The following is a 19,150-nucleotide window of genomic DNA, read 5'->3' as shown; positions in this document are numbered from 1 at the left end:
GCCGCAATATGAACGATATTCATCCGCTCAAACCACTGTTTGAAACACCTGGAATATTCTCTCTCATTGGAGAAATACTACTTTTCGCGATTTTTTTTTCAATTGCGGTCAGTCTTTTCATTGTCTTTCTTCGATACAGAAATCGAAAACAAAAAGAAAAACCAGTTCAGATAGAATTGCCTCCACAAAAAGATATTGCGGAGGAAATTCTTCGAAAAATTCAGGAGCTCACCAAGAAAGTTACTGAGGAGAATGTGCATGATTTTTTTGAAAAAGCGAATGAACATTTTCGCATCTATCTTTCTCACGCAAAGGGACAAAGTATGCGTTTTATGACGGCAGCAGAAATACTTGAGATATTCCCGAGTGAAGATGCAAAACGATTTTTCATGAAATCATACGAGGCGGAATTCTCAGAATTTCCCATTTCGGCAACAGATTTCATTGAGGCTGCTGAATATGCAATGACGTCAATTCATTCTTTGGAAACAGAAAAAGTTTCATTTTTGCAAAATCTTTCAGAAAAATTGTGATTTTCTTGTATCCTCAGTATTTTTGGCTTCTCCTCATGCTTCCGATTCTCGGAGTTCTCCTTGTTCAGAAAAAAAAACGTCCCGGAATATTTCTTTCCGTTTTTGATGATCTCAGGAAATCGACACAGAAAAAATGGAGCGGGAAATTTCCAATATTTCTTCGCGCAGGGCTTATTCTCCTCATTTCTCTTCTCTCCGTCATGCTCCTAGCGCGTCCACAAAATTCGTATACTGAGGAAAAAAGATCGGCGGAAGGAATTGATATTTTTTTGGCATTTGATGTTTCGGAATCCATGCGAGCTGAAGATTTAGCGCCAAATCGAATGGAAGCAGCGAAAGCAGTGATACAAAAATTCCTGGCTCGTACTCAAAATGATCGTGTGGGAATTATTCTTTTTGCCGGGAAGCCATTTACGGAATCTCCACTCACATTTGATACGGAAATGTTGCAGGAATATATTGCGGAAGTGGGTACCGAAAATATCAATCAGCGCATTCCCGGTCTTTCTGGAACAGCAATTGGAGATGCAATTCTCGCTGCTCTTCAAAAGTTTTCTGTGAGCGCTGATCGATCAAAAGTGCTTATTCTTCTCACCGATGGAGAAGCAAATACCGGTGTCGATCCGATTCTCGCTGCAAAACTTGCGGCAGAAAAAAACGTGAAGGTGTATACAATTGGAATTGGACAAAATGGAGGCGCGCCGATTCCTGTTACGGACATGTTCGGTCGAAAAACCTATGCCGTAAATCCTGATGGCTCAAAACTTCTCACAAAACTTGATGAAAAAACGCTCACACAAATTGCAGATATTACGAAAGGAAAATATTTTCATGCAACTGATACTACGGCACTCGAACAAATATTTCAGGAAATTGGCACGCTTGAGAAAAAGAAAATTGAGACGACAAGTATCGTCAAATATTCTGAAAATTATGAGCCTTATGCGGGCATTCTCATCATCCTTTTTCTTGGGTTTTTATTTTTAGAATCAAGACGAATTTCTTTTCCATAATATATGATTTTTACAAATATTCAGAGCATCGGCGCCCTTTTTATTTTCACAGGAATACTTGTTCTTGCTGGATTTCTCATCTGGAATTCACTACGGAAATATCGCGCTATTCAAAATTCTTTCTCTCCAAAATCACTCGAAAGAATTCAGAATTATTCTTCTCGAGTTTCACTTATTTCTCTCAAAAAAATACTCCTTTTTGCAGCACTTATTTCTTTTGGTCTCATTCTCCTCAGGCCAGAATGGGGAATACAAAAAGTACATTCAGAGGCAGAGGGAATTGATGTGGTGTTTGCTCTCGATGTTTCGGAGAGCATGAAAGCCCTTGATTTTTCTCGAGGGAATAGTTCTGTAAATCGCTTGGATATGGCGAAAGAAATGATTTCCTCTTTTGTAAAGAATAAGCCGAACCATCGCTTTGGCCTCGTGATTTTTGCGGGAGAAGCATTTCCCGTTTCTCCGCTGACTCTTGACCACGATACGTTTCTTACATTCCTCGACGGAGTTTCATTTTCAGATATTCGAAAGCAGGGAACAAATTTGGATGAAGCACTCAAAGCTTCGTATGAGCGGCTGACTCGTCAGAAGAACGGAGACGAGAACAGAGGAAAAGCAATCGTGCTTATTACCGATGGAGAAGAACAAGAAGGCAATTCCGATGCCATTTTGAAGACTCTCCTGGATTCTGGGATTCAAGTCTTTTCTGTCGGAATTGGAAGTGATAAAGGGAGTCTCATTCAGGTAGGACAAGATGTCTTTGGGAGAATGCAGTATAAAACTCACAAAGGGGAACTCGTTCGCACCAAATTAAACGAAACACCACTTCAAGAAATCGCGAGAAAAACCAATGGAAAATATTTTCATCCCGAATCGGAAAATGATTTTTTGGAAATTGGAAATGCAGTGAATTCTCTTCAGAAAACAAAAATTCAGCGAACTATTTCTGGTCAAAAAGAAGCACAATATCCAATCTTTGTTGCGCTTGGTTTTCTCTTTTTTCTCTTCGGAGTTTTTCTTCCGCCAGCTCTTCCGGAAGGCTTTGGAAATATTTGGAAACGGATCTTCATTTTTTCCAAAAAGATGAAACTTCCATTTGGACTCATGCTTCTTTTTGTTCTTTCTGGGTGCAATTTCCAAGATCTTTCATTTTCCTATTACGTAAATGCGGGGAATTCCTTTGCCGCTCGTCAGAATTATGAAGATGCCCTGCTTGAATACGAAAAGGCGACAGCACTTGAAACTCAAGATCGCCATCTCTCTGAAAGTAATTCCGCGAGCGCTCGATACAACATGGGAGAATTTGAGAAATCGCTCGAAAAATATGAATTTATTCAAAAAAGCACTTGTGAAAATATTTCAGAAAATGAAGACCTCAAAACTTTTTGTGAAAATATTTCCTATAACATCGGCAACACCTATTACCGCATCGGTGAAGAAATTCAGAAAAAAGAAAATGTTTTGGGAACAATCTCGAGATGGGAAAAAGCGATCACAGCGTATGAGAAAGCCCTTGAGATTTCTCCAAATGATGCTCTAGTTCAGGAAAATAAACAATTTGTAGAGGAAAAACTCAAAAAATTAAAGGAAGAACAGCAAAAAACAGATCAGAAAAATGCTGAGACCAATGGAGATAATTCTGATCCGAAAAAATCACAAAATACAACCGAAGAAGATCAAAAAAATAATGGGAATACTTCACCGAACAAAGAAAACTCCTCCAAAGATTCGAGCGATGACTCAGGGAAAAACACTCCACCGGATGAGAAAAGTGGTGGAGGAAATGAAAACAAAAAATCATCCGGAGATGACTCCTCGAGTGGAGATGAACAAAAACCAGCTGAAAATCAGTCGCTTGATGAAAAAACGCGCGGCGAACTCAAAAAATACATGGAAGATTTAGAGAAGACCGAAAAAAATAGCCAGAAATATTTTCAACAAAAACCGGATGCTGAGAATGCTCCATCCGAAGATCCGTTCGACGCATTTTTTAACGATCCATTTTTTAATATGAATCCATTTCGAAATGATCCGTTTTTTCAGCCGCAATTTCAGGGAAGTCCTGAGTCAGATCCCAACCAAAAGGATTGGTAATTTTTTTTAATTTTTCACTTTTCTATGAACCTCTCTCATGAAAAATACATCATCGGCTCGCTTAGTTTTCTTCTTGTGCTCGCCATCGGAGTCAGTGGATTCTTTATCGCCCTTGAAAAAAATGAGAATTCGATGCTTTTTAAAAGGGTTAAAAATTTAGAGGAAACCGTGGGAAATGTTCCGGAAACTTCGCAAAAAAATGAAAAAGTCGATGTCCAAAAAATTCAGACAACATATGTCGAAGAATCTCAAGTGATTGATGTGGTCGAAAAAGTGAGACCGTCAGTTGTGAGCGTGATCGCGACAAAAGATCTCCCGGTATATCGCCGGCAAAACATTTTGCTCTATGATCCCCGTACCCATCAGTTTGTGAGACCTGATGAGAACAATGGAGAAACCGAAAAAGTTCAAACAAGCGCTGGATCTGGTTTTATTTTTTCAAAAGATGGGTACATTATGTCAAATCGCCACGTGGTAGCAGATGAAAATGCGGATTATACCGTAGTACTTTCTGATGGTACAGAGCTTCCTGCTGAGGTGATTGCTCGTGATAATTTGAATGATGTTGCTATTCTCAAAGTGAAAGATCAGACCGCGCTTCAGAACATTGAGCCGCTCACATTTGGCACTTCAGAAGGACTGCGCATTGGACAAAGGGTGATTGCTATTGGAAATGCGCTCGCGGAATTTCAAAATACGGTAACCACGGGAATTGTTTCTGGACTCGGAAGAAGTGTTGTGGCTTCGGGCGGAATGGAAGCAGAAAAAATTCAAGGACTTATTCAAACTGATGCGGCAATTAATCCAGGAAATTCGGGAGGACCACTTGTTAGTCTTGATGGGCAAGTAATCGGAATGAACACCGCAATTGCTTCTGGCGCGGAAGGCATTGGTTTTGCTATTCCTTCCGATGATCTCCAATTTATTGCTACATCTGTGGAAAATACAGGAAGAATTGTTCGTCCGTTTCTTGGGGTGCAGTACGTAATGCTGACTCCAGAGAATGCTGCAAAATTTCAAGTATCCTCTACTGAAGGAGCATTTCTTGTTACAGATGATACGCAAAACAAAAATCCGATTATTGAAAATTCTCCAGCAGAAAAAGCAGGGCTTCTTCCGGGAGATATCATCACCACTATTGATGGAGAAAAACTCACTCTGGAGAATGATTTGAGACGTGTAATACAGAAGAAATCTCCAAATTCAACTTTGAAACTTGAAATTTTGAGAAATGAAAAAAGGGAAGAAGTAGAAGCAGTTTTAGCGGAAGTTCTGTAACAGCAATATTCCATAATTATTGTCAAACTTAGGCGCATTGATAAAAACCGCATAATGCGGTACAATACTCTGATGCGATGAATTTTTTCCTTGCATCTCTGTTCTTTTACAAGCTGCCGCTTCTCCGCTTCAGCGGAGTTATCAAGAATTATTGGTGTGCTCTTTTCACAAATACGCTGGCTGATAACAGCAAGGGCATATGAAATATATTAAACATCATTGATGCCTCGCTGCGCTCGTCATCAATGATGTTTTCACTCAGGGATCGCCGTTTGGCATGATCTCTTGCGGCAGCTTATAAAGTCAGAATTTAGTAGTTGAGATGAGGAAATTCTGGATATCAGCTTCACTTTTTTGTACACAGCGCTTAAAACTCCCACAACTCATGTTTAACCTCATTATTTCGCCGGAAAATATCCAAGGAGCATACTTTGATCTTCTGGAAAAATTTGATGCAGAATCAAAAAGTTCTCGATATTCTGGAATTGATGGCGTAGAACTCAATGATTTTTGTACAAATTCTGCAGAACTCCTCCAAATAGTAGCTGAGGAACTTAGAGATTTTGCGCCGCTTTCACCAGTACTCGAGCACAAAATTCCAAAATCTCCAGGAAAGCTCAGATCAGTCTATATCTACACCGTGAAAGATCGCATCAAGGCTCAAGCAATTTTTCGTGTAGTTGAACCAATATTTGAAGCGAGTTATAGCCCATTCCTCTATTCCTACAGATCCTCTCACCCTTGCCATTTCGCTGCCAAAAGCGTTATCAGAAGATATATGAAATCCTATGGAGAAGACGCGGTATTCCGTACAGACATTAAAGATTATACCGATGAACTTGATCACGGGCTTCTTCGCGAGAAACTCGCGAATCTCGGATTTTCTTCAGATGTTCTGAGGCTTCTCGATTTGTTTATTGGAAGTCCTGTTTTTTCTGACGGAGCGATTATTTTCCCGAAAAAAGGAGTAACGCAGGGGATTTCCATCACCACTCATTTTCTCAATATTTATCTCAATGATCTTGATGCGAGTATGGGAAAAAAAGTGGCGCTCTACAGAAGAGTAGGAGACGATGTCATTATGTGTGATAAGGATTTTGAAAAAATTCAAAAAATGAAAGAGCTTTTCATGGAATTTGTGCAAAAGGAAAAATTGGAAATTCAAGAAAAGAAAACAAAACTTCTTCCAAGCACTGAACCTTTTTCATTTCTTGGCTATGATTTCTCCGAAAAAACAGTTCGAATAAAATTAAATTCCACGCAAAAAATTATCAATCGATGGAAACAAAAGCTCAAATTTTACCCCATTCCTCTTTTTCAAAAAATAAAAAGACTCCAGAATATGCTCTTCACTGACGATGATTCCATTCATCTTCAATTTGTTGGGACTCTCTCTGCGTACAGGTTTGCAAATGATCTTGCGCAAATTCAATATCTGTCAAAGACATTTTATCGAGTTCTCACAAGATATTTCTTTGGAGAATATTCGGAACGCCTGCAAAGAAAAATGTTTCAAATGCTGCAGCACAAAAAGGTCCCTTCTTTCTTCCAATATTATTTTTCCCTCCATCGTGGAAAACTTTCGTTCACAGACCTGGCTCTATCAGCAAAGAAATAAGATACGGCAAGAAGTCGTTCCAGTCATTTTTGAAAAAACGCAAAAACAATATTTACGGAGATTACTCAAAAAATTTCAAAAACAAATATGTGTTTTTTTGATTCTTGCGTTTGGAACAATCCTCTTAGAAATTGGAATTCCGTTCATTTCCGATATTTTTCTGAGGCACCAAGTTCTTGCCCTGAATATTCGGGAATCCTACCAGGTTTTTTTCTTACTGCTTCTGCTTCTCGGTGTCTATGGAACGCTCTCCTACGGAAATATTCGAATTGAAAAAACCATCCTCGTAAGAATTATGAATGAACTCAGGAAATCTTGGTTTGAAAGTTTTATCAGAAAATCACTTTTTTCCCTTACCAATCAAGAAAAATCAGTTCTTATTACGAAGATTTCATTTCATTTTACTCTTTTGCAGCAGGGAATTACAAATTCTGTTATATCGATGGTGCATTGGGGATTCCTTTCTCTCGGACTCCTCATTATTACTTTTTTTCTCAATAAAAATCTTTTTATTTTGAGCGGACTTCTTTTGCCGATTTCATTTCTCATTTGTTTTCTTGCCTATGTTGTTGCGAAATACTACGTTTCACAGGAGCAGACAATGTATTCCAAAATATTGCAGCATATGTCTCTCGCTCTCGAGGAATTCCCGCTCGTGAAATTTCATCATCTCGAAAAGAAAAAACTACGACAATTTAATGAAATGGTGGAAATTGACTCGTATTTTCGAATACGCCGAGAAATATGGCTGAAATTTGGAAATACCATTCTCTTCGGAAGTCTTGTTCTCTTTGGTGCTGCTGCATATTTGCTCGAAGTGTATTTCCCATTTCTTCATTTCGAATATGCGGGACAAGGTTTTGTTTTTGCGATGGTATTTGGACTCATGATAAAGCTTCTCTATTTAAGTTTGCGGATTGGACTCTATCTTCCTCCTCTGAAACTCGGCGCTATTCTCAGCATTCCGAATTTTTCCCTGCCTCCATTTTTGCACAGAAAAAATCTAAAACTTGATGCTATTACATTCAGGGCACTCCGAGCATCCCTTGAAAAAAATACCATTCTGAGAAAAGCATCTTTCACTTTTGAAAAAGGCGCACGGATACTATTTTTTGGTCAAACAGATGCGGCAAGAATTGCCCTTTCGCGTATTTTTACCGCAAATGCTCCAAAAAACCTTGGAAATCCATGGGTTATTCTTATGGATTCCAAGCGATATCTCTACAATGCGTGGAAAAAGAAGTATCTTCCTCCACTTTTTATTGATCCCGAATTCAGAACAGAAAGGACGTTCCTCGAAGTGATTTCCCAAAAAAATCCGGAAGATATGAGTTCTGATGAAATTCAGAGCATTATAGAAAAACTCGGAGCACATCCAGAATTCCAGTACATATTCGATCACACAAAGGCACTCGGAAGAAAAATTCCGCCGTACAGCCTCTCGCTTATGGAAAGGGGACTTTTGCAACTTGCTCACGCACTCATTCATCCGCCGTTGCTTCTGGTGATTGACTCTGTTTTTCTTGATCTCAATCATCCGGGAATAAATGCGGCGATACAAACCATCGCGAAAGAGCTTTCAGAAACAGTCATAATTTGTTTTTCTCGAGAAGAAAATAGCATTCTCTCTTATGATCAAAAACATTCTTTCTGAACTTCGGCAGCAGAAATATTTTTTGAAAAAAGTTGGTATTTTTTTCCTCTTTTTCTGTATTGTACTTTTTTCTTTAGCAACAGTTTCGGGAAATTTTTATTCATTTTTATCTGAAAAAGCGTATGTCCCAAGAGTTGTAAAACATGCGCAAAAAAACCTGGAAGGGAAAATATTTTTTAATGATTCCCCAAATACCAAAATTTTTACAGATCTCTTGGTGAATGCTCTTCAAAGTACTCGTGAGTCCATTGATATTGCCGTATATTCTTTCAATCACGAACAAATTTCAAAAGCACTGTTCCGTGCCGCTGAACAAGGAAAAAGCGTTCATATGATTCTCGACAGCGAGAAAGAAAAAACATTTTCTTCTTTGTATGGAAGTCCTTCGGGAATATCAGTTTCATATAGAGGAAATTCGTCTTCTTCGGCATATATGCATCATAAATTTCTTCTCGTGGATTCTCACACAGAATCACCGAAATTATTTATGGGATCTTTTAATTTTACCGATCTCCAAGAATCCTATGATCCCAGTTTCATTGCGGAATTTGAAGATTCGGAAATTATCAGCGCGTTTGCTGAAGAGTATGAACTCCTTGCATCAGGAGTTTCTGGATACAAAAAATTAAGAACCGAAGGATATAAACCATTCGCGAAGCGTCTCGAATATGAAAATGGGTTTTTTGAGATTTGGTTTGGTCCAGGATTCAAGGAAAATTCCATAAAAGAACGAACGCTTGATCTCATTAAAAACGCTAAAAAATCAATTCAGATTATTATCTGGCGTTTCAATGATCGAGACATCATGCATGAGCTTTTTCAAAAAGCGAAAGCAGGTGTTCAGATCTCAATTCTCACAGATGACTATTATCTCTGGTCGGAAGATTCGATATTGCCCGAACTTGTCTATCAAATACAAAAGAATAAGTTCTCCAACGTTGAAATCGTGAGTGATTTTGTAAACACCTTGGATTTAAAAGGCGAGATTAAGGTTGAGAATCAGTATTTTAATCCCTATCTCCATCAGCACACTCTTCTCGTTGATGGAAATACGGTTCTTTCCGGAACAAATAATTGGACAGATGGAGGATTCAATAAAAATGACGAAAGCATTTTTATTTCAGATGTACCTTTCTTGGTGGAAGGATTCCAAAAATCATTTGTGACAAATTATGAAGCGATTCGAAAATCGAAACTGGAATACACGCGTGAAGGAAATACTCTTATTTTTGAAAATATGCCCGAAGAATTTCTGGGAGCAACATTCGCGATATACCAAGAAGAAAGCGAAAAAAGTATTGTTCCTGATGCTTGTTTTAAGAGCGATATTTCTTCGCGCTCACAAACATTTGTCATTCCAGAAAACTGCCTTGGAGAGCATTCTCTCGCTCTTGTATTCGACGCTTCATCTCATGTACTCGGAGGGAACTACCTCTCCTTTTAGTTCAATATGCGGGAAATTACTTCTGCCATTTCTTCCCTTCGGATAAATTGCGACGCATCGTCAAACGTGTGAAGGTACAAGTTGTTTGTCTTTGCAGAATCTACATACGGGAGAAACCACTCTTCCTCTGGAGAAGATTTTTCTCTCGTCCAGATCTTGAACGCATTGAGCGTAATTTTGAGAGCTTCTGCTACATTAATACTATTTGATGGCTGGAAAGTTCCATCAGAATATCCACTGATAATATAATTTTGTTTTGCAGCACACACGTACGGCGCAAACCATTCGTCGTGAACATCTGAAAAACAATCTGCTCCCCCGATTTCAATTTTGATCGCACCAATTACTATTCTCATAAACTCAGCCCGATTTATTGTTATTCGTGGTTTAAATGTTCCATCGGGATATCCCTGAATAATATTTTTTGATCGAAGATTCAATATTCCATCTTTAAATTCCGAATCGCGTATATCATCCAAAAATACACTCGGAACTTCTTCATTTTTTCCTTTAGATGAAACTTCTCCAGAAATTTCTTCTGGAGGTGGAAATATTTTTATTCCTGTCCACTTGTTTCCCGTATCTTTTGACGCATCATATCCACTTTTGAGAGCTTCTGCTAGTTTCTTTGCATCAAAAATACCGACATTTGTATTTTTAATAAAATAGGAATTCAGCTCAGTATTGCTCATTTCTGGATACGCCGAAAGAATGTATGCCGCAACTCCAGAAATGATCGGAGCAGAGAAAGAAGTTCCACTTGCAAAATTGTAAGAACCGCCACCCTCACCTTGAGAAACAGTAAGACCAATAATTTTTTCTCCGGGGGCAAAAAGATCAGCGCATTTTCCGCTATTACTCCACTTTGCGCGAACATTTTCTGCAGTTGTCGCTCCGACTCCCAAAATCATGTCAGATTCCGTTTCGTTACAGACAGGAGAAACAGGAAAATCTGTAGTATTAATTCCTGTTTCAAGAAGATCTCCATTTCCGGCCGCAGCGATGACAGGAACTCCTTTCTCCCATGCATATTTTATGACGTCATCATATGCGGTGGTATAGGAAGTAAGTTTTTTCCCAGAGAGGCTCAAATTGATAACACGAGCTCCGTTGTCGACTGCATATCGAATCGCCGAAATAATAAAATTATCAGGACATCCATTTTCATCACACACCACGAGAGACATAATTTTTGCTTTCCCCGAAGCGATTCCCGCAACTCCGAGTTTATTGTCTTTATTCGCTGCAATAATTCCCGCAACAGATGTTCCATGAGAAGAGAGAACATCGATATCGTTTGAATTATTCAAAAAATTCCATCCGCGACGATCATCAATGTATCCATTCTGATCATCATCAACACTATTTCCTGCAATTTCTTCGATATTTGTCCAAAAAGCCCCCTGAAGATCTTCATGATTTAAATACACTCCATCATCAATCACCGCCACTACCACTTCTTTTTCAGGTTTGATAAGATCCCAGAGTTCATCAATGTGCGTCGTTTCAAGATATGTCTGTGCTCCAGAATACTGATCGTCTGCGCTTTCTAAAGGTGAAAGAACTTCAAAATCATACGATCCATACACGCTGAGATCCCGAAAAACATTGAGCTTCGCTTGTTTTGCCATACTTCTTGGCGGAGACGGAACTTTTACGGTGATTTTCGTATCAGTCCACTGTACTATTTCTCCATCTGTTGCGGAAAAACTCACCCGCTCAGCTCCATTTCCAAAATAATACCCAATAATAGTGACTATTTCACCCGGATATGATTCTGAAATTTTGATTCCATCAGAATTGGTAACTCCCAAAATACTGGGGAGAATCGTATATGGAACTGTTGCCGTCTTTTCGCTGAAAGTGGTGGTGGTACACTGAGGTCCAGAACAAGACTGAGACACCTTTTTCGCATAGACCATGATGTTCCCAGAAGAGGGGACAGTTGTGGTGTCTGTTTGAGTAGCCGTGAGATACTGAGCACGAAGAGTGATACCTGAGTCGGTCCAAGAGAGAATTCCTGTTGAATCTCCGAGCATGCAATGTTTGTCATCGGAAAAACATATCGCGCTATATTCAGGAGAAAGTTCTCCAAAGCCTTCTCCCTGAATAATGACTTCATCGCCAATGTGAAACTGAGGTGGAAAGATTGATACTGCATCTGCTTTTGCAACCGGAAGAATTGAGAAACTTCCGAATAAGAGAAGAAAAATAAGAATTTTTTGAAAATATCTCATACTGTTCGAGGAATTATTGAGGGACTCGATTGTAGAAGAGGATGTCAAAATGATCAAATTTTTTATCGTGATCATTTCTATGAAAAATTCGAAAACACTCTGCTCAAAAATCTATACTGACCATATCTTTTTTCGATTTTCCTTTTTTTCGCTCTGAAATTTTTTCGATTTCAATACTTTTTCTTTGGCGCGTTTTGATCTTTTTTGTTTCTGTTTAATGAGCTTAAAGATTCTTTTCGCTCGCTCAGATTCCTTTCCCCTAATCTGATCCTCAATTTTTAAAATCAAAAGTTTATAGGCAGAAATTCGATTTTTACTCTGTTCCCGGTGTTTTTGACAGCGCACTTCTGTTTTCGTCGGCAAGTGTTTGAGCAAAACTGTCGAGGATGTTTTATTTATTTTCTGTCCACCAGCGCCACTCCCACGAATAAATTGTTCGAAAATGTCTTGCGGGAAAATTTTCAGTGTTGCTGCTTTTTGGAAAAATACGGGAGGAAGTTCGATGGGAAAGTTCATATGAAAAATTCAAAAGATCTCGAATCGTACATATTTCTGCATAACTTTATACACTTATTCAGGACTCTTTCAAAAAATTTCTGAAATTTCTTAAAATTCATGTACACTCTTCATCGAAAATATTTTTCGAAAAATGTACCAAGCTGTTTATAAAGTTCCCAACGGAAAACTCCTCAAAATATTTTTTGAATTAAAAGACGACAAAATTTCAGAAATAAAAATAACAGGAGATTTTTTCTTGTATCCGGAAGAAAAAATAACCCTTTTAGAAGAAGCAATTACTGGATGCGCACTCAAAGAGAGTGAACTCAAAGCGAAACTTGATTCCGCTATCAAAAATGAAAAATTAGAACTTTTTGGAATTGATACAGAAAGCATCGTTAAAGCGATTTTTTTAGCAAAATAGTCGATGTACCCAGCTTAATTCCTTATTCCTAATTCCTGCTTCCTACTTCCTTGACTCCCTTTCGTCTTCTCAAAACCGGCCAGAGCTCCGCCGCTTTCAACATGGCGCTTGATGAAGTGCTTACTCAGAGAATTGCAAATGGCGAGTCAGAGCCAACACTTCGATTCTACGGATGGAAGCCTTCTGCAATTTCGATTGGATATTTCCAGTCGCTTGAAGCGGAAGTTGATCTCAAAAAATGTGAGGAGCTTTTAGTTGACGTTGTACGTCGACAAACTGGTGGAGGAGCGGTATTTCATGATACAGAAGTCACATATAGCATGCATATTCCACTTTCCCTGAAACTTGTCCCTGAGAAAGTCCTTGAATCGTATCAAAAAATTTGTGGAGGGATTTTGAAAGGATTATCAAGGCTTGAAATTGAGGCACAATTTGCTCCGCTCAATGATATTGTCGTCGATGGACAGAAAATTTCTGGGAATGCGCAAACGCGAAAGCAAGGAATTTTGTTGCAACACGGAACAATTTTGACCTCACTTGATGTCGAGAAAATGTTTGATCTCCTCAAGGTTCCGGATGAAAAATTGAAAGGGAAACTTATTTCAACTGTGAAAGAACGTGTTACGGCAATTGATCGTCATCTCGGAAAAGAAATTTCCCAAAAAGACGTAGTTAATGCTCTTGTAACAGGTTTTAGTGAAGAGTTCCCTTCAATTTTGTTTACTCCCTCTTCACTTACAGAAGATGAGACGAAAGCCATTCAAAAACTCGCACATGAAAAATATGAGCAGAGGAACTGGAATTCGCTGAGATAGCTTGGACGTTGACAGAAATTTCGTATTTCAGGAAACTGATGCGGCTATTTGATGACCCAAATGTATATTGTTGCGGGAGCACGTACTCCATTTGCCAAATACGTCGGCTGCTCAAAAGGCGGAATGCTCCAAAAATTTTCTGCAGCTGACTTAGGGAAAATAGCTTCTGCAGAGGCAATGAAACGTGCACACATTCCTCCAGAAGAGATTGATCATGTTATTTTGGGGACGGTTTTTCAGGTGGAAAAAGATGCAGTGTATGCAGCACGAAATATGAGTCTTGAACTCGGAATCCCAGAACATGTTCCCGCTCTCACGGTTCAGAGAAATTGTGCTTCTGGAATGCAGGCGATTATTAGTGGAGCACTTGAAATTATCGCAGGAAAAGCTGAAGTCGTCCTTTCTGTAGGTGCCGAAAGTATGTCGAATATTCCGCACGTTGTCAGGGGAATGAGAAAAAATGGAAATTTTCAAAAATTCGAAGTAAACGATTTTCTTGCAGAAAGTTTAGAGCATGAATATGCGAAAACTTCGATGTCAGAAACCGCTGAGAATATTGCCAGGGAACACAATATTTCTCGTGATGCAATGGATGTCTTTGCATACGAAAGTCACAAGAGAGCTGCAGAATCGTATACAAAAGGAATTCTTCGTGAGGAAATTGTTCCTGTGAATATTCAAATTTCTGGAGAAGAAGTTTCATTTGATCGTGACGATACGGTAAGGGAAAATATTGATCTTGGCGCACTCAGTTCTCTGCCTCCCGCATTTCATCCAGATGGAACCATCACTGCTGGAAATGCTTGTGGAATCGCAGATGGAGCCGCTTCAGTAATCGTTGCTTCTGAAGAATATGTGGAGAAGAATTCGCTTTCGTCACTCGGGAAAATTATTGATTGGTCGATTGTTGGTCTCGATCCCGCGTATATGGGACTCGGTCCTGTGCCGGCAACTCAAAAACTTCTCACTCGAACGGGAAAAAACATCGACGAAATAGATCTGTGGGAAATTAATGAAGCGTTTGCGGCGCAATATCTTGGTGTTGAAAAAAAACTCGGAATTCCTCGTGAAAAAGTGAATGTGAATGGAGGAGCAATAGCAATTGGTCATCCGCTCGGAGCGAGCGGAGTTCGTCTCATTCTCACTTTGCTCCTCGAACTCAGGAGACGAAAAAAACGATTTGGAATTGCATCGATGTGTATTGGAGGAGGACAGGGAATAGCGGTACTTCTTGAAGCGATTTCCGAATAAATATCTTCTTAAAAAAATCCATTTTTCAATTTCTATGAATGTATTACAAAATAAAATTGTTCTTATTACCGGAGCTTCACGCGGAATAGGTTCAGCCACAGCATGTTTGCTCGCTTCTCAGGGAATGAAGGTTGCGATAAATTATCATTCTCATGAAAAAGAGGCGAAAGAAGTCGTTCGAAAGATTGAAGAAAGCGGAGGTTCTGCATTTTCTGTACGCGCTGATGTGGGCGACATGAAGGATGTGGAAAAGATGGTACAAAATGTAATTGCTCATTTTGGACAACTCGATTTTCTCGTAAATAATGCGGGAATTACAGCCGACGCACTTTTTGAAAATATGTCGGAAGAAGATTGGCAACGAGTATTTCAGACAAATGTGACGGGAGCATTTCACTCCGCAAAAGCTGTTCTTCCACATCTCCGTGAAGGATCCGCAATTATCAATATTTCTTCCGTTGTTGGGCAGATGGGAAATATTGGGCAAGTAAATTACTCCGCTTCAAAATCCGCGCTCATTGGGTTTACAAAATCGCTCGCCAAAGAACTTTCTCGAAAGAAAATTCGAGTAAATGCCATTGCTCCCGGTCTTATCGGAACAGATATGACAAAAAATATTCCCAAAAAAATTATGGAAAACATTCTCCACATGATCCCGCTCGGAAAAATAGGGAATCCTCAAGATGTCGCTGAGGCAGTTCTTTTCCTCCTTCAAAATGAATATATTACGGGAGAAGTGCTCAAGGTGAACGGAGGACTTTATATGTAATTTTTCCCCTAATTCCTGATTCCTACTTCCTACTTCCTTATTCCTAACTCCCGCTCCATGGACATTCTCACAGCAATACATACTCGGCGCAGCATCAGAGAATTTCTTCCGAAAAAAGTTCCACGAGAACTTCTTGAAAAAATAATCGAAGCTGCGGGCAGAGCTCCATCAGACGAAAACAATCAGCCGTGGCATTTTACGATTGTTGAAGATGAGAATATCAAAAATAAAATTGCGCATATTTCCGTAGAAGCGGGGAAAAAATATTTTGGAGCGAAAAAGAATGATCTTCTTAAAAAGTTTTCAACAATGGGAAGAGCGCGATGTGAAGAAATGGTCGAACGCTTCACGTCAGGCTCTTTATTCTCATTTTTGGGAAATGCTCCAGTTCTTATTGTTATTTCTTCTAAGAATGATGTCTTTTCACATTGTTCCACGGGAGCGGCAGTACAAAATCTTCTCCTTGCAGCAATGGAATTTGACCTTGCCACGTGTTGGACAGTTATTGGTCTTACCGATCCAGAAGGGAATGATCAGATAAAAAATATAGTGCACATCCCGAATGATCGAATAATTGTTTCTGTTCTTGCCCTTGGATATCCAGCTCAGGAGCCAAAGCCAAGAGGAAGGAAAAAAATTTCAGAAATTTTTACATGGATATGAAATACCCAGATATTCCCATTGGTTTTTCTCGAGCGAAAACTCGAGAGGTTTCTGAAAAACTCATTAAGGATTTTGCGGAACTCTCTGAAGACCGTAATCCTCTTCACCTCGATGAAGAATATGCACAGAAGACAATTTTTGGACGACGAATAGCACACGGGATGCTCACTGCGAGTTTTATCTCAGCGCTGCTCGCAGAAAATTTCCCAGGAGGCGTGTATCTTTCCCAAACTTTAAATTGGCTGAGACCAGTGCGAATTGGTGATGAGATCACCACAAGCTTTTTAGTGACAGAAAAAAATGATGCAAAAAAAATTCTTCATCTTTCTACGGAATGGAAAAATCAGAAAAATGAAATCCTTCTCAATGGAGTGGCAATTATTAAATTATGTGAATAAGAATTTTCGCCAAAATTTGTGGCTTCATTCAAAGTAATTATGGGATTTATATTTGGAAGAATCTTCCTCCAGCGGAGTCTCCGATCCCGCGAATCTGGTGAGGGACTCGGTCGCACTCTCAGCTCTCCATTAATAATTATTACTTTTCCTGACCATATTGTTTATACAGAAGATATTGATATGCCAAAAAAATAAAAGAAATGAGTACTTCTCCAATAACTATTACGATGAGGAGGACTGATCCGAATACATACGTAATTATTGACTTCATCGCCAAAATAAAATCAGGGCTACCTCCTCTTGCTTTAATGATCGGGGATAAAAATCCCATCAGAATTCCTCCCGCGAGACTAATAACAAGTATAGTAAGGAACATTATGAGAAATATGATTCCGATAATATATAAAAAATTCCCAACGGTTCTCCACCATTTTCCTTTTGTGAGCTCTTTTGATAATTGAAATACCTGTGTCGCATTGGAATCTTTTTCCACAATAAAGAAGAGGGCAGCAAATCTTGGCGGAAATTGTATGAGAAATCCAATGAAAGAAAAAACACCAATACCCGAAAGGAGCATAAATACATTGAAATTTTCAATCGCTTTCTTCTGAAAAAGCGATTGATCTCCTCCAACTTCATTGAGAAGCTGTCCTGCATAATAGGAGACAATAAATACAAAAATAACATAGAGAATAAACGGAATTTTAAATTCCAGCAAAGCAGTGAAGAAGAAATCAATAAATTTTCTCCAGTTTTTGAAAGAATATGTAATCGTTTCTCGTAGAGAGACCTTCTGCCCTCCGAAAAACTTACTAATCGCATATATGGCTGAACCACAAATAAGTGTAAAAGGAAGGGAAAGGATTGTGCTTATAACAACTGCCAAAAGAGCCAAGAATGGATTTGTATGGGAAATATAAAATGTTGAGACTTCTTTCCCTGTGGTCAAATCTACCGTTTTGTTCATAAGAAACGAGAAATTCAATGGGAAATCAGAATATTTCCCAATTGCAATGAACAATAAGAAGAAAAGAATGAATATCAATCCAAGACATACAAATGTCTTCCAGTTTTTAAAAACAAGATGAAAAGCGAGTTTCCTTCGATCTTTTCTCGTGGAGATTTGATGGTCCATATTGATAAATAAAAGGTAAAATATTTGTTCTCCAGTGGATTATTTGGAGCAGGTCTTCTCACTCTTTCGCACTAACACCTACTCCCGATCTAAGAATAAATTTCTCAAGAGCTACTGCAATCTCTTTAGCTCTCTCATAAAATATTCCATTAATTTCCATTTCTTTTACAAGTTCAATAATATAATTTTTAAGTTGAATATCTTCTTCTTTTGAGTTCAAGTATAAATCAACTACAGAACCAGATCCTCCCCATATATCACCACCTAGCAATAATGATAAAAATAATTCTCTATCAGTTGTCTTTGATTCAATTACTTTTCTAATAACTTCTGCTTGTGGTTTCTTATTTTCTTTTAAAAGTTTTTCTATTTTCTGTAAGCAATTTATTAAATTGTTCATTTTTATAAGAAAAAAAATAAAAAAATATTTATTTCTTAAATGGTTCACTATGAATTACTTTTACGTCATTTTTATTGGGAAAAAAGTATTCAGTTGCTCCTCCCGTGTCTGGTCTATTATTATAAGGTAGAGCTGGACGAACTATAACATTGCTATTATCTAAAACTATTCCCTTGTTTAATTGTATTGCAGTGTTCGCATCTGGAAGTCCTAAATCTCTATTTGGATCTTGGAGATTATTTGGATCAGTTGGTCCCCAGGAACTTCCACTTGGATCGGATCCACCGCCACTTAGCCTATAAAGCTCATCTCCAACTTCTGGTTGTTTCGGCTCAGGTAATGCCAACTGAGTTGAAGTATTTGTTGTGGGAGAATCCACCGCTGTTTCATCCGCAATATTACCATTTATCATATTAGCTGTTGCGCCCATTATTATCCCTGTTGCAAGTGCCCCTGCCATAACTTCAGCTGCCCCTCCTACAACTTTTTTTGCAAGATTTGTCCCAGTTTCTAAATTTAATCCTTCCTCCGCGATTCTGCTTCCAGCTTCTTTCACACTCTCAATTGCATTACTATAAGCCCCAAGAGTGAGAAAATCCTCAACGGCATTAAGGTCTTCTGTTTCACTCTCAAAAAATTTGGCAACTTTGTCCCAGGCTACTTCAAGCAATCCCCTTGGATCCACATACTTCAACGGATTATTCCTCACATACGCATATTTGTTAAGGGACTGTGGATCTTTAAGATCTCCTTCCCACGGATCCTGAGACACAAACCTCGCGATTTTTGGATTGTAGTATCTGGCTTCATAGTAATACAGCTTTGTATCTTCATCAAGTTCCTTTCCAGTAAACGTGTAGTCATTTGCGTAAGTGGTGGATTTTTCATCAATTCTGCTTTCTCCAAATGGATAGTAGTCTATGACTTCG

General features: G+C 38.8%; 18 protein-coding genes. 13 read left to right on the top strand and 5 right to left on the bottom strand.

Translation table 11 applies throughout. The annotated features are described in order from the left end of the window. Positions 1 to 8 precede the first annotated feature (8 nt). The 7 genes from HZA38_00310 (at position 9) to HZA38_00280 (ending at position 9,631) form a co-directional block, all read left to right on the top strand. Positions 9 to 533, top strand: a complete 525-nt coding sequence (locus HZA38_00310) for a hypothetical protein (GenBank protein ID MBI5413945.1) — start codon at positions 9 to 11, stop codon at positions 531 to 533. Then, a complete protein-coding gene (locus HZA38_00305) occupies positions 530 to 1,546 on the top strand; it encodes a VWA domain-containing protein (protein ID MBI5413944.1) in 1,017 nt (338 codons plus the stop codon). Before HZA38_00310 ends, HZA38_00305 begins: the two co-directional genes overlap by 4 nt. Positions 1,547 to 1,549: 3 nt before the next feature. Then, positions 1,550 to 3,637, top strand: coding sequence for a VWA domain-containing protein (locus HZA38_00300; GenBank protein MBI5413943.1), 2,088 nt, complete (start codon positions 1,550 to 1,552; stop codon positions 3,635 to 3,637). Positions 3,638 to 3,661: 24 nt separating this feature from the next. Continuing rightward, a complete protein-coding gene (locus HZA38_00295) occupies positions 3,662 to 4,915 on the top strand; it encodes a trypsin-like peptidase domain-containing protein (GenBank protein ID MBI5413942.1) in 1,254 nt (417 codons plus the stop codon). Between the two features lie 385 nt (positions 4,916 to 5,300). Beyond that, the gene (locus tag HZA38_00290) at positions 5,301 to 6,533 is read left to right on the top strand and encodes a hypothetical protein (protein MBI5413941.1); all 1,233 of its coding nucleotides are present in this window, start codon (positions 5,301 to 5,303) and stop codon (positions 6,531 to 6,533) included. Continuing rightward, positions 6,487 to 8,187 (top strand): ABC transporter ATP-binding protein, encoded by a 1,701-nt coding sequence (locus HZA38_00285; protein MBI5413940.1) that lies wholly within the window; start codon positions 6,487 to 6,489, stop codon positions 8,185 to 8,187. The genes HZA38_00290 and HZA38_00285 overlap by 47 nt, the downstream gene beginning before the upstream one ends. Further along, the gene (locus HZA38_00280) at positions 8,165 to 9,631 is read left to right on the top strand and encodes a phosphatidylserine/phosphatidylglycerophosphate/cardiolipin synthase family protein (GenBank protein ID MBI5413939.1); all 1,467 of its coding nucleotides are present in this window, start codon (positions 8,165 to 8,167) and stop codon (positions 9,629 to 9,631) included. The genes HZA38_00285 and HZA38_00280 overlap by 23 nt, the downstream gene beginning before the upstream one ends. Here HZA38_00280 and HZA38_00275 read toward each other — a convergent pair. Together HZA38_00275 and HZA38_00270 are read right to left on the bottom strand one after the other, a co-directional pair. Continuing rightward, the gene (locus HZA38_00275; protein MBI5413938.1) at positions 9,628 to 11,868 is read right to left on the bottom strand and encodes a S8 family serine peptidase; all 2,241 of its coding nucleotides are present in this window, start codon (positions 11,866 to 11,868) and stop codon (positions 9,628 to 9,630) included. The two genes, HZA38_00280 and HZA38_00275, sit on opposite strands and share 4 nt — an antisense overlap. 111 nt (positions 11,869 to 11,979) lie before the next feature. After that, positions 11,980 to 12,384: a peptide chain release factor-like protein gene (locus HZA38_00270; protein MBI5413937.1), complete on the bottom strand. Its 405-nt coding sequence runs from the start codon at positions 12,382 to 12,384 to the stop codon at positions 11,980 to 11,982. 133 nt (positions 12,385 to 12,517) lie between these two features. On the opposite strand from HZA38_00270, the gene HZA38_00265 reads away from it, so the two are divergent. The 6 genes from HZA38_00265 (at position 12,518) to HZA38_00240 (ending at position 16,686) form a co-directional block, all read left to right on the top strand. Continuing rightward, entirely contained in the window at positions 12,518 to 12,790 is a 273-nt protein-coding gene (locus tag HZA38_00265; protein MBI5413936.1) for a biotin--protein ligase, read from the top strand. 101 nt (positions 12,791 to 12,891) lie between these two features. Further along, positions 12,892 to 13,605, top strand: coding sequence for a lipoate--protein ligase family protein (locus HZA38_00260; protein ID MBI5413935.1), 714 nt, complete (start codon positions 12,892 to 12,894; stop codon positions 13,603 to 13,605). A 51-nt stretch (positions 13,606 to 13,656) separates the two neighbouring features. Beyond that, positions 13,657 to 14,856 (top strand): thiolase family protein, encoded by a 1,200-nt coding sequence (locus HZA38_00255; protein MBI5413934.1) that lies wholly within the window; start codon positions 13,657 to 13,659, stop codon positions 14,854 to 14,856. A 34-nt stretch (positions 14,857 to 14,890) separates the two neighbouring features. After that, on the top strand, positions 14,891 to 15,625 hold the full coding sequence (locus HZA38_00250) for a 3-oxoacyl-ACP reductase FabG (GenBank protein ID MBI5413933.1): 735 nt from the start codon (positions 14,891 to 14,893) through the stop codon (positions 15,623 to 15,625). Positions 15,626 to 15,682: 57 nt separating this feature from the next. Continuing rightward, positions 15,683 to 16,288 carry a nitroreductase family protein gene (locus tag HZA38_00245; protein ID MBI5413932.1) on the top strand — a complete coding sequence of 202 codons (606 nt, stop codon included), beginning with the start codon at positions 15,683 to 15,685 and terminating at the stop codon, positions 16,286 to 16,288. Continuing rightward, positions 16,285 to 16,686 (top strand): MaoC family dehydratase, encoded by a 402-nt coding sequence (locus HZA38_00240; GenBank protein ID MBI5413931.1) that lies wholly within the window; start codon positions 16,285 to 16,287, stop codon positions 16,684 to 16,686. Before HZA38_00245 ends, HZA38_00240 begins: the two co-directional genes overlap by 4 nt. Before the next feature lie 139 nt (positions 16,687 to 16,825). Here HZA38_00240 and HZA38_00235 read toward each other — a convergent pair whose 3' ends face one another. The 3 genes from HZA38_00235 to HZA38_00225 form a co-directional block, all read right to left on the bottom strand. Beyond that, positions 16,826 to 17,653 (bottom strand): hypothetical protein, encoded by an 828-nt coding sequence (locus tag HZA38_00235; GenBank protein ID MBI5413930.1) that lies wholly within the window; start codon positions 17,651 to 17,653, stop codon positions 16,826 to 16,828. 226 nt (positions 17,654 to 17,879) lie between these two features. Then, a complete protein-coding gene (locus HZA38_00230) occupies positions 17,880 to 18,221 on the bottom strand; it encodes a hypothetical protein (protein MBI5413929.1) in 342 nt (113 codons plus the stop codon). 28 nt (positions 18,222 to 18,249) lie between these two features. Beyond that, a partial coding sequence (locus HZA38_00225; GenBank protein ID MBI5413928.1) for an RHS repeat-associated core domain-containing protein occupies positions 18,250 to 19,150 on the bottom strand: 901 nt, incomplete at its 5' end.

Source organism: Candidatus Peregrinibacteria bacterium (assembly GCA_016220175.1).
In the GTDB taxonomy this organism is placed as follows: domain Bacteria; phylum Patescibacteriota; class Gracilibacteria; order CAIRYL01; family CAIRYL01; genus JACRHZ01.
This window is presented reverse-complemented; position numbering and strand designations above follow the sequence as displayed.

Bases quoted from the DNA above. Each gene is read 5' to 3' on its own strand.
- HZA38_00310 (MBI5413945.1), top strand. From the start codon at position 9: ATGAACGATATTCATCCGCTCAAACCACTGTTTGAAACACCTGGAATA.
- HZA38_00300 (MBI5413943.1), top strand. From the start codon at position 1,550: ATGATTTTTACAAATATTCAGAGCATCGGCGCCCTTTTTATTTTCACA.
- HZA38_00295 (MBI5413942.1), top strand. From the start codon at position 3,662: ATGAACCTCTCTCATGAAAAATACATCATCGGCTCGCTTAGTTTTCTT.
- HZA38_00290 (MBI5413941.1), top strand. From the start codon at position 5,301: ATGTTTAACCTCATTATTTCGCCGGAAAATATCCAAGGAGCATACTTT.
- HZA38_00280 (MBI5413939.1), top strand. From the start codon at position 8,165: ATGATCAAAAACATTCTTTCTGAACTTCGGCAGCAGAAATATTTTTTG.
- HZA38_00275 (MBI5413938.1), bottom strand. From the start codon at position 11,868: ATGAGATATTTTCAAAAAATTCTTATTTTTCTTCTCTTATTCGGAAGT.
- HZA38_00270 (MBI5413937.1), bottom strand. From the start codon at position 12,384: ATGAACTTTCCCATCGAACTTCCTCCCGTATTTTTCCAAAAAGCAGCA.
- HZA38_00265 (MBI5413936.1), top strand. From the start codon at position 12,518: ATGTACCAAGCTGTTTATAAAGTTCCCAACGGAAAACTCCTCAAAATA.
- HZA38_00260 (MBI5413935.1), top strand. From the start codon at position 12,892: ATGGCGCTTGATGAAGTGCTTACTCAGAGAATTGCAAATGGCGAGTCA.
- HZA38_00255 (MBI5413934.1), top strand. From the start codon at position 13,657: ATGACCCAAATGTATATTGTTGCGGGAGCACGTACTCCATTTGCCAAA.
- HZA38_00250 (MBI5413933.1), top strand. From the start codon at position 14,891: ATGAATGTATTACAAAATAAAATTGTTCTTATTACCGGAGCTTCACGC.
- HZA38_00245 (MBI5413932.1), top strand. From the start codon at position 15,683: ATGGACATTCTCACAGCAATACATACTCGGCGCAGCATCAGAGAATTT.
- HZA38_00240 (MBI5413931.1), top strand. From the start codon at position 16,285: ATGAAATACCCAGATATTCCCATTGGTTTTTCTCGAGCGAAAACTCGA.
- HZA38_00235 (MBI5413930.1), bottom strand. From the start codon at position 17,653: ATGAACAAAACGGTAGATTTGACCACAGGGAAAGAAGTCTCAACATTT.
- HZA38_00230 (MBI5413929.1), bottom strand. From the start codon at position 18,221: ATGAACAATTTAATAAATTGCTTACAGAAAATAGAAAAACTTTTAAAA.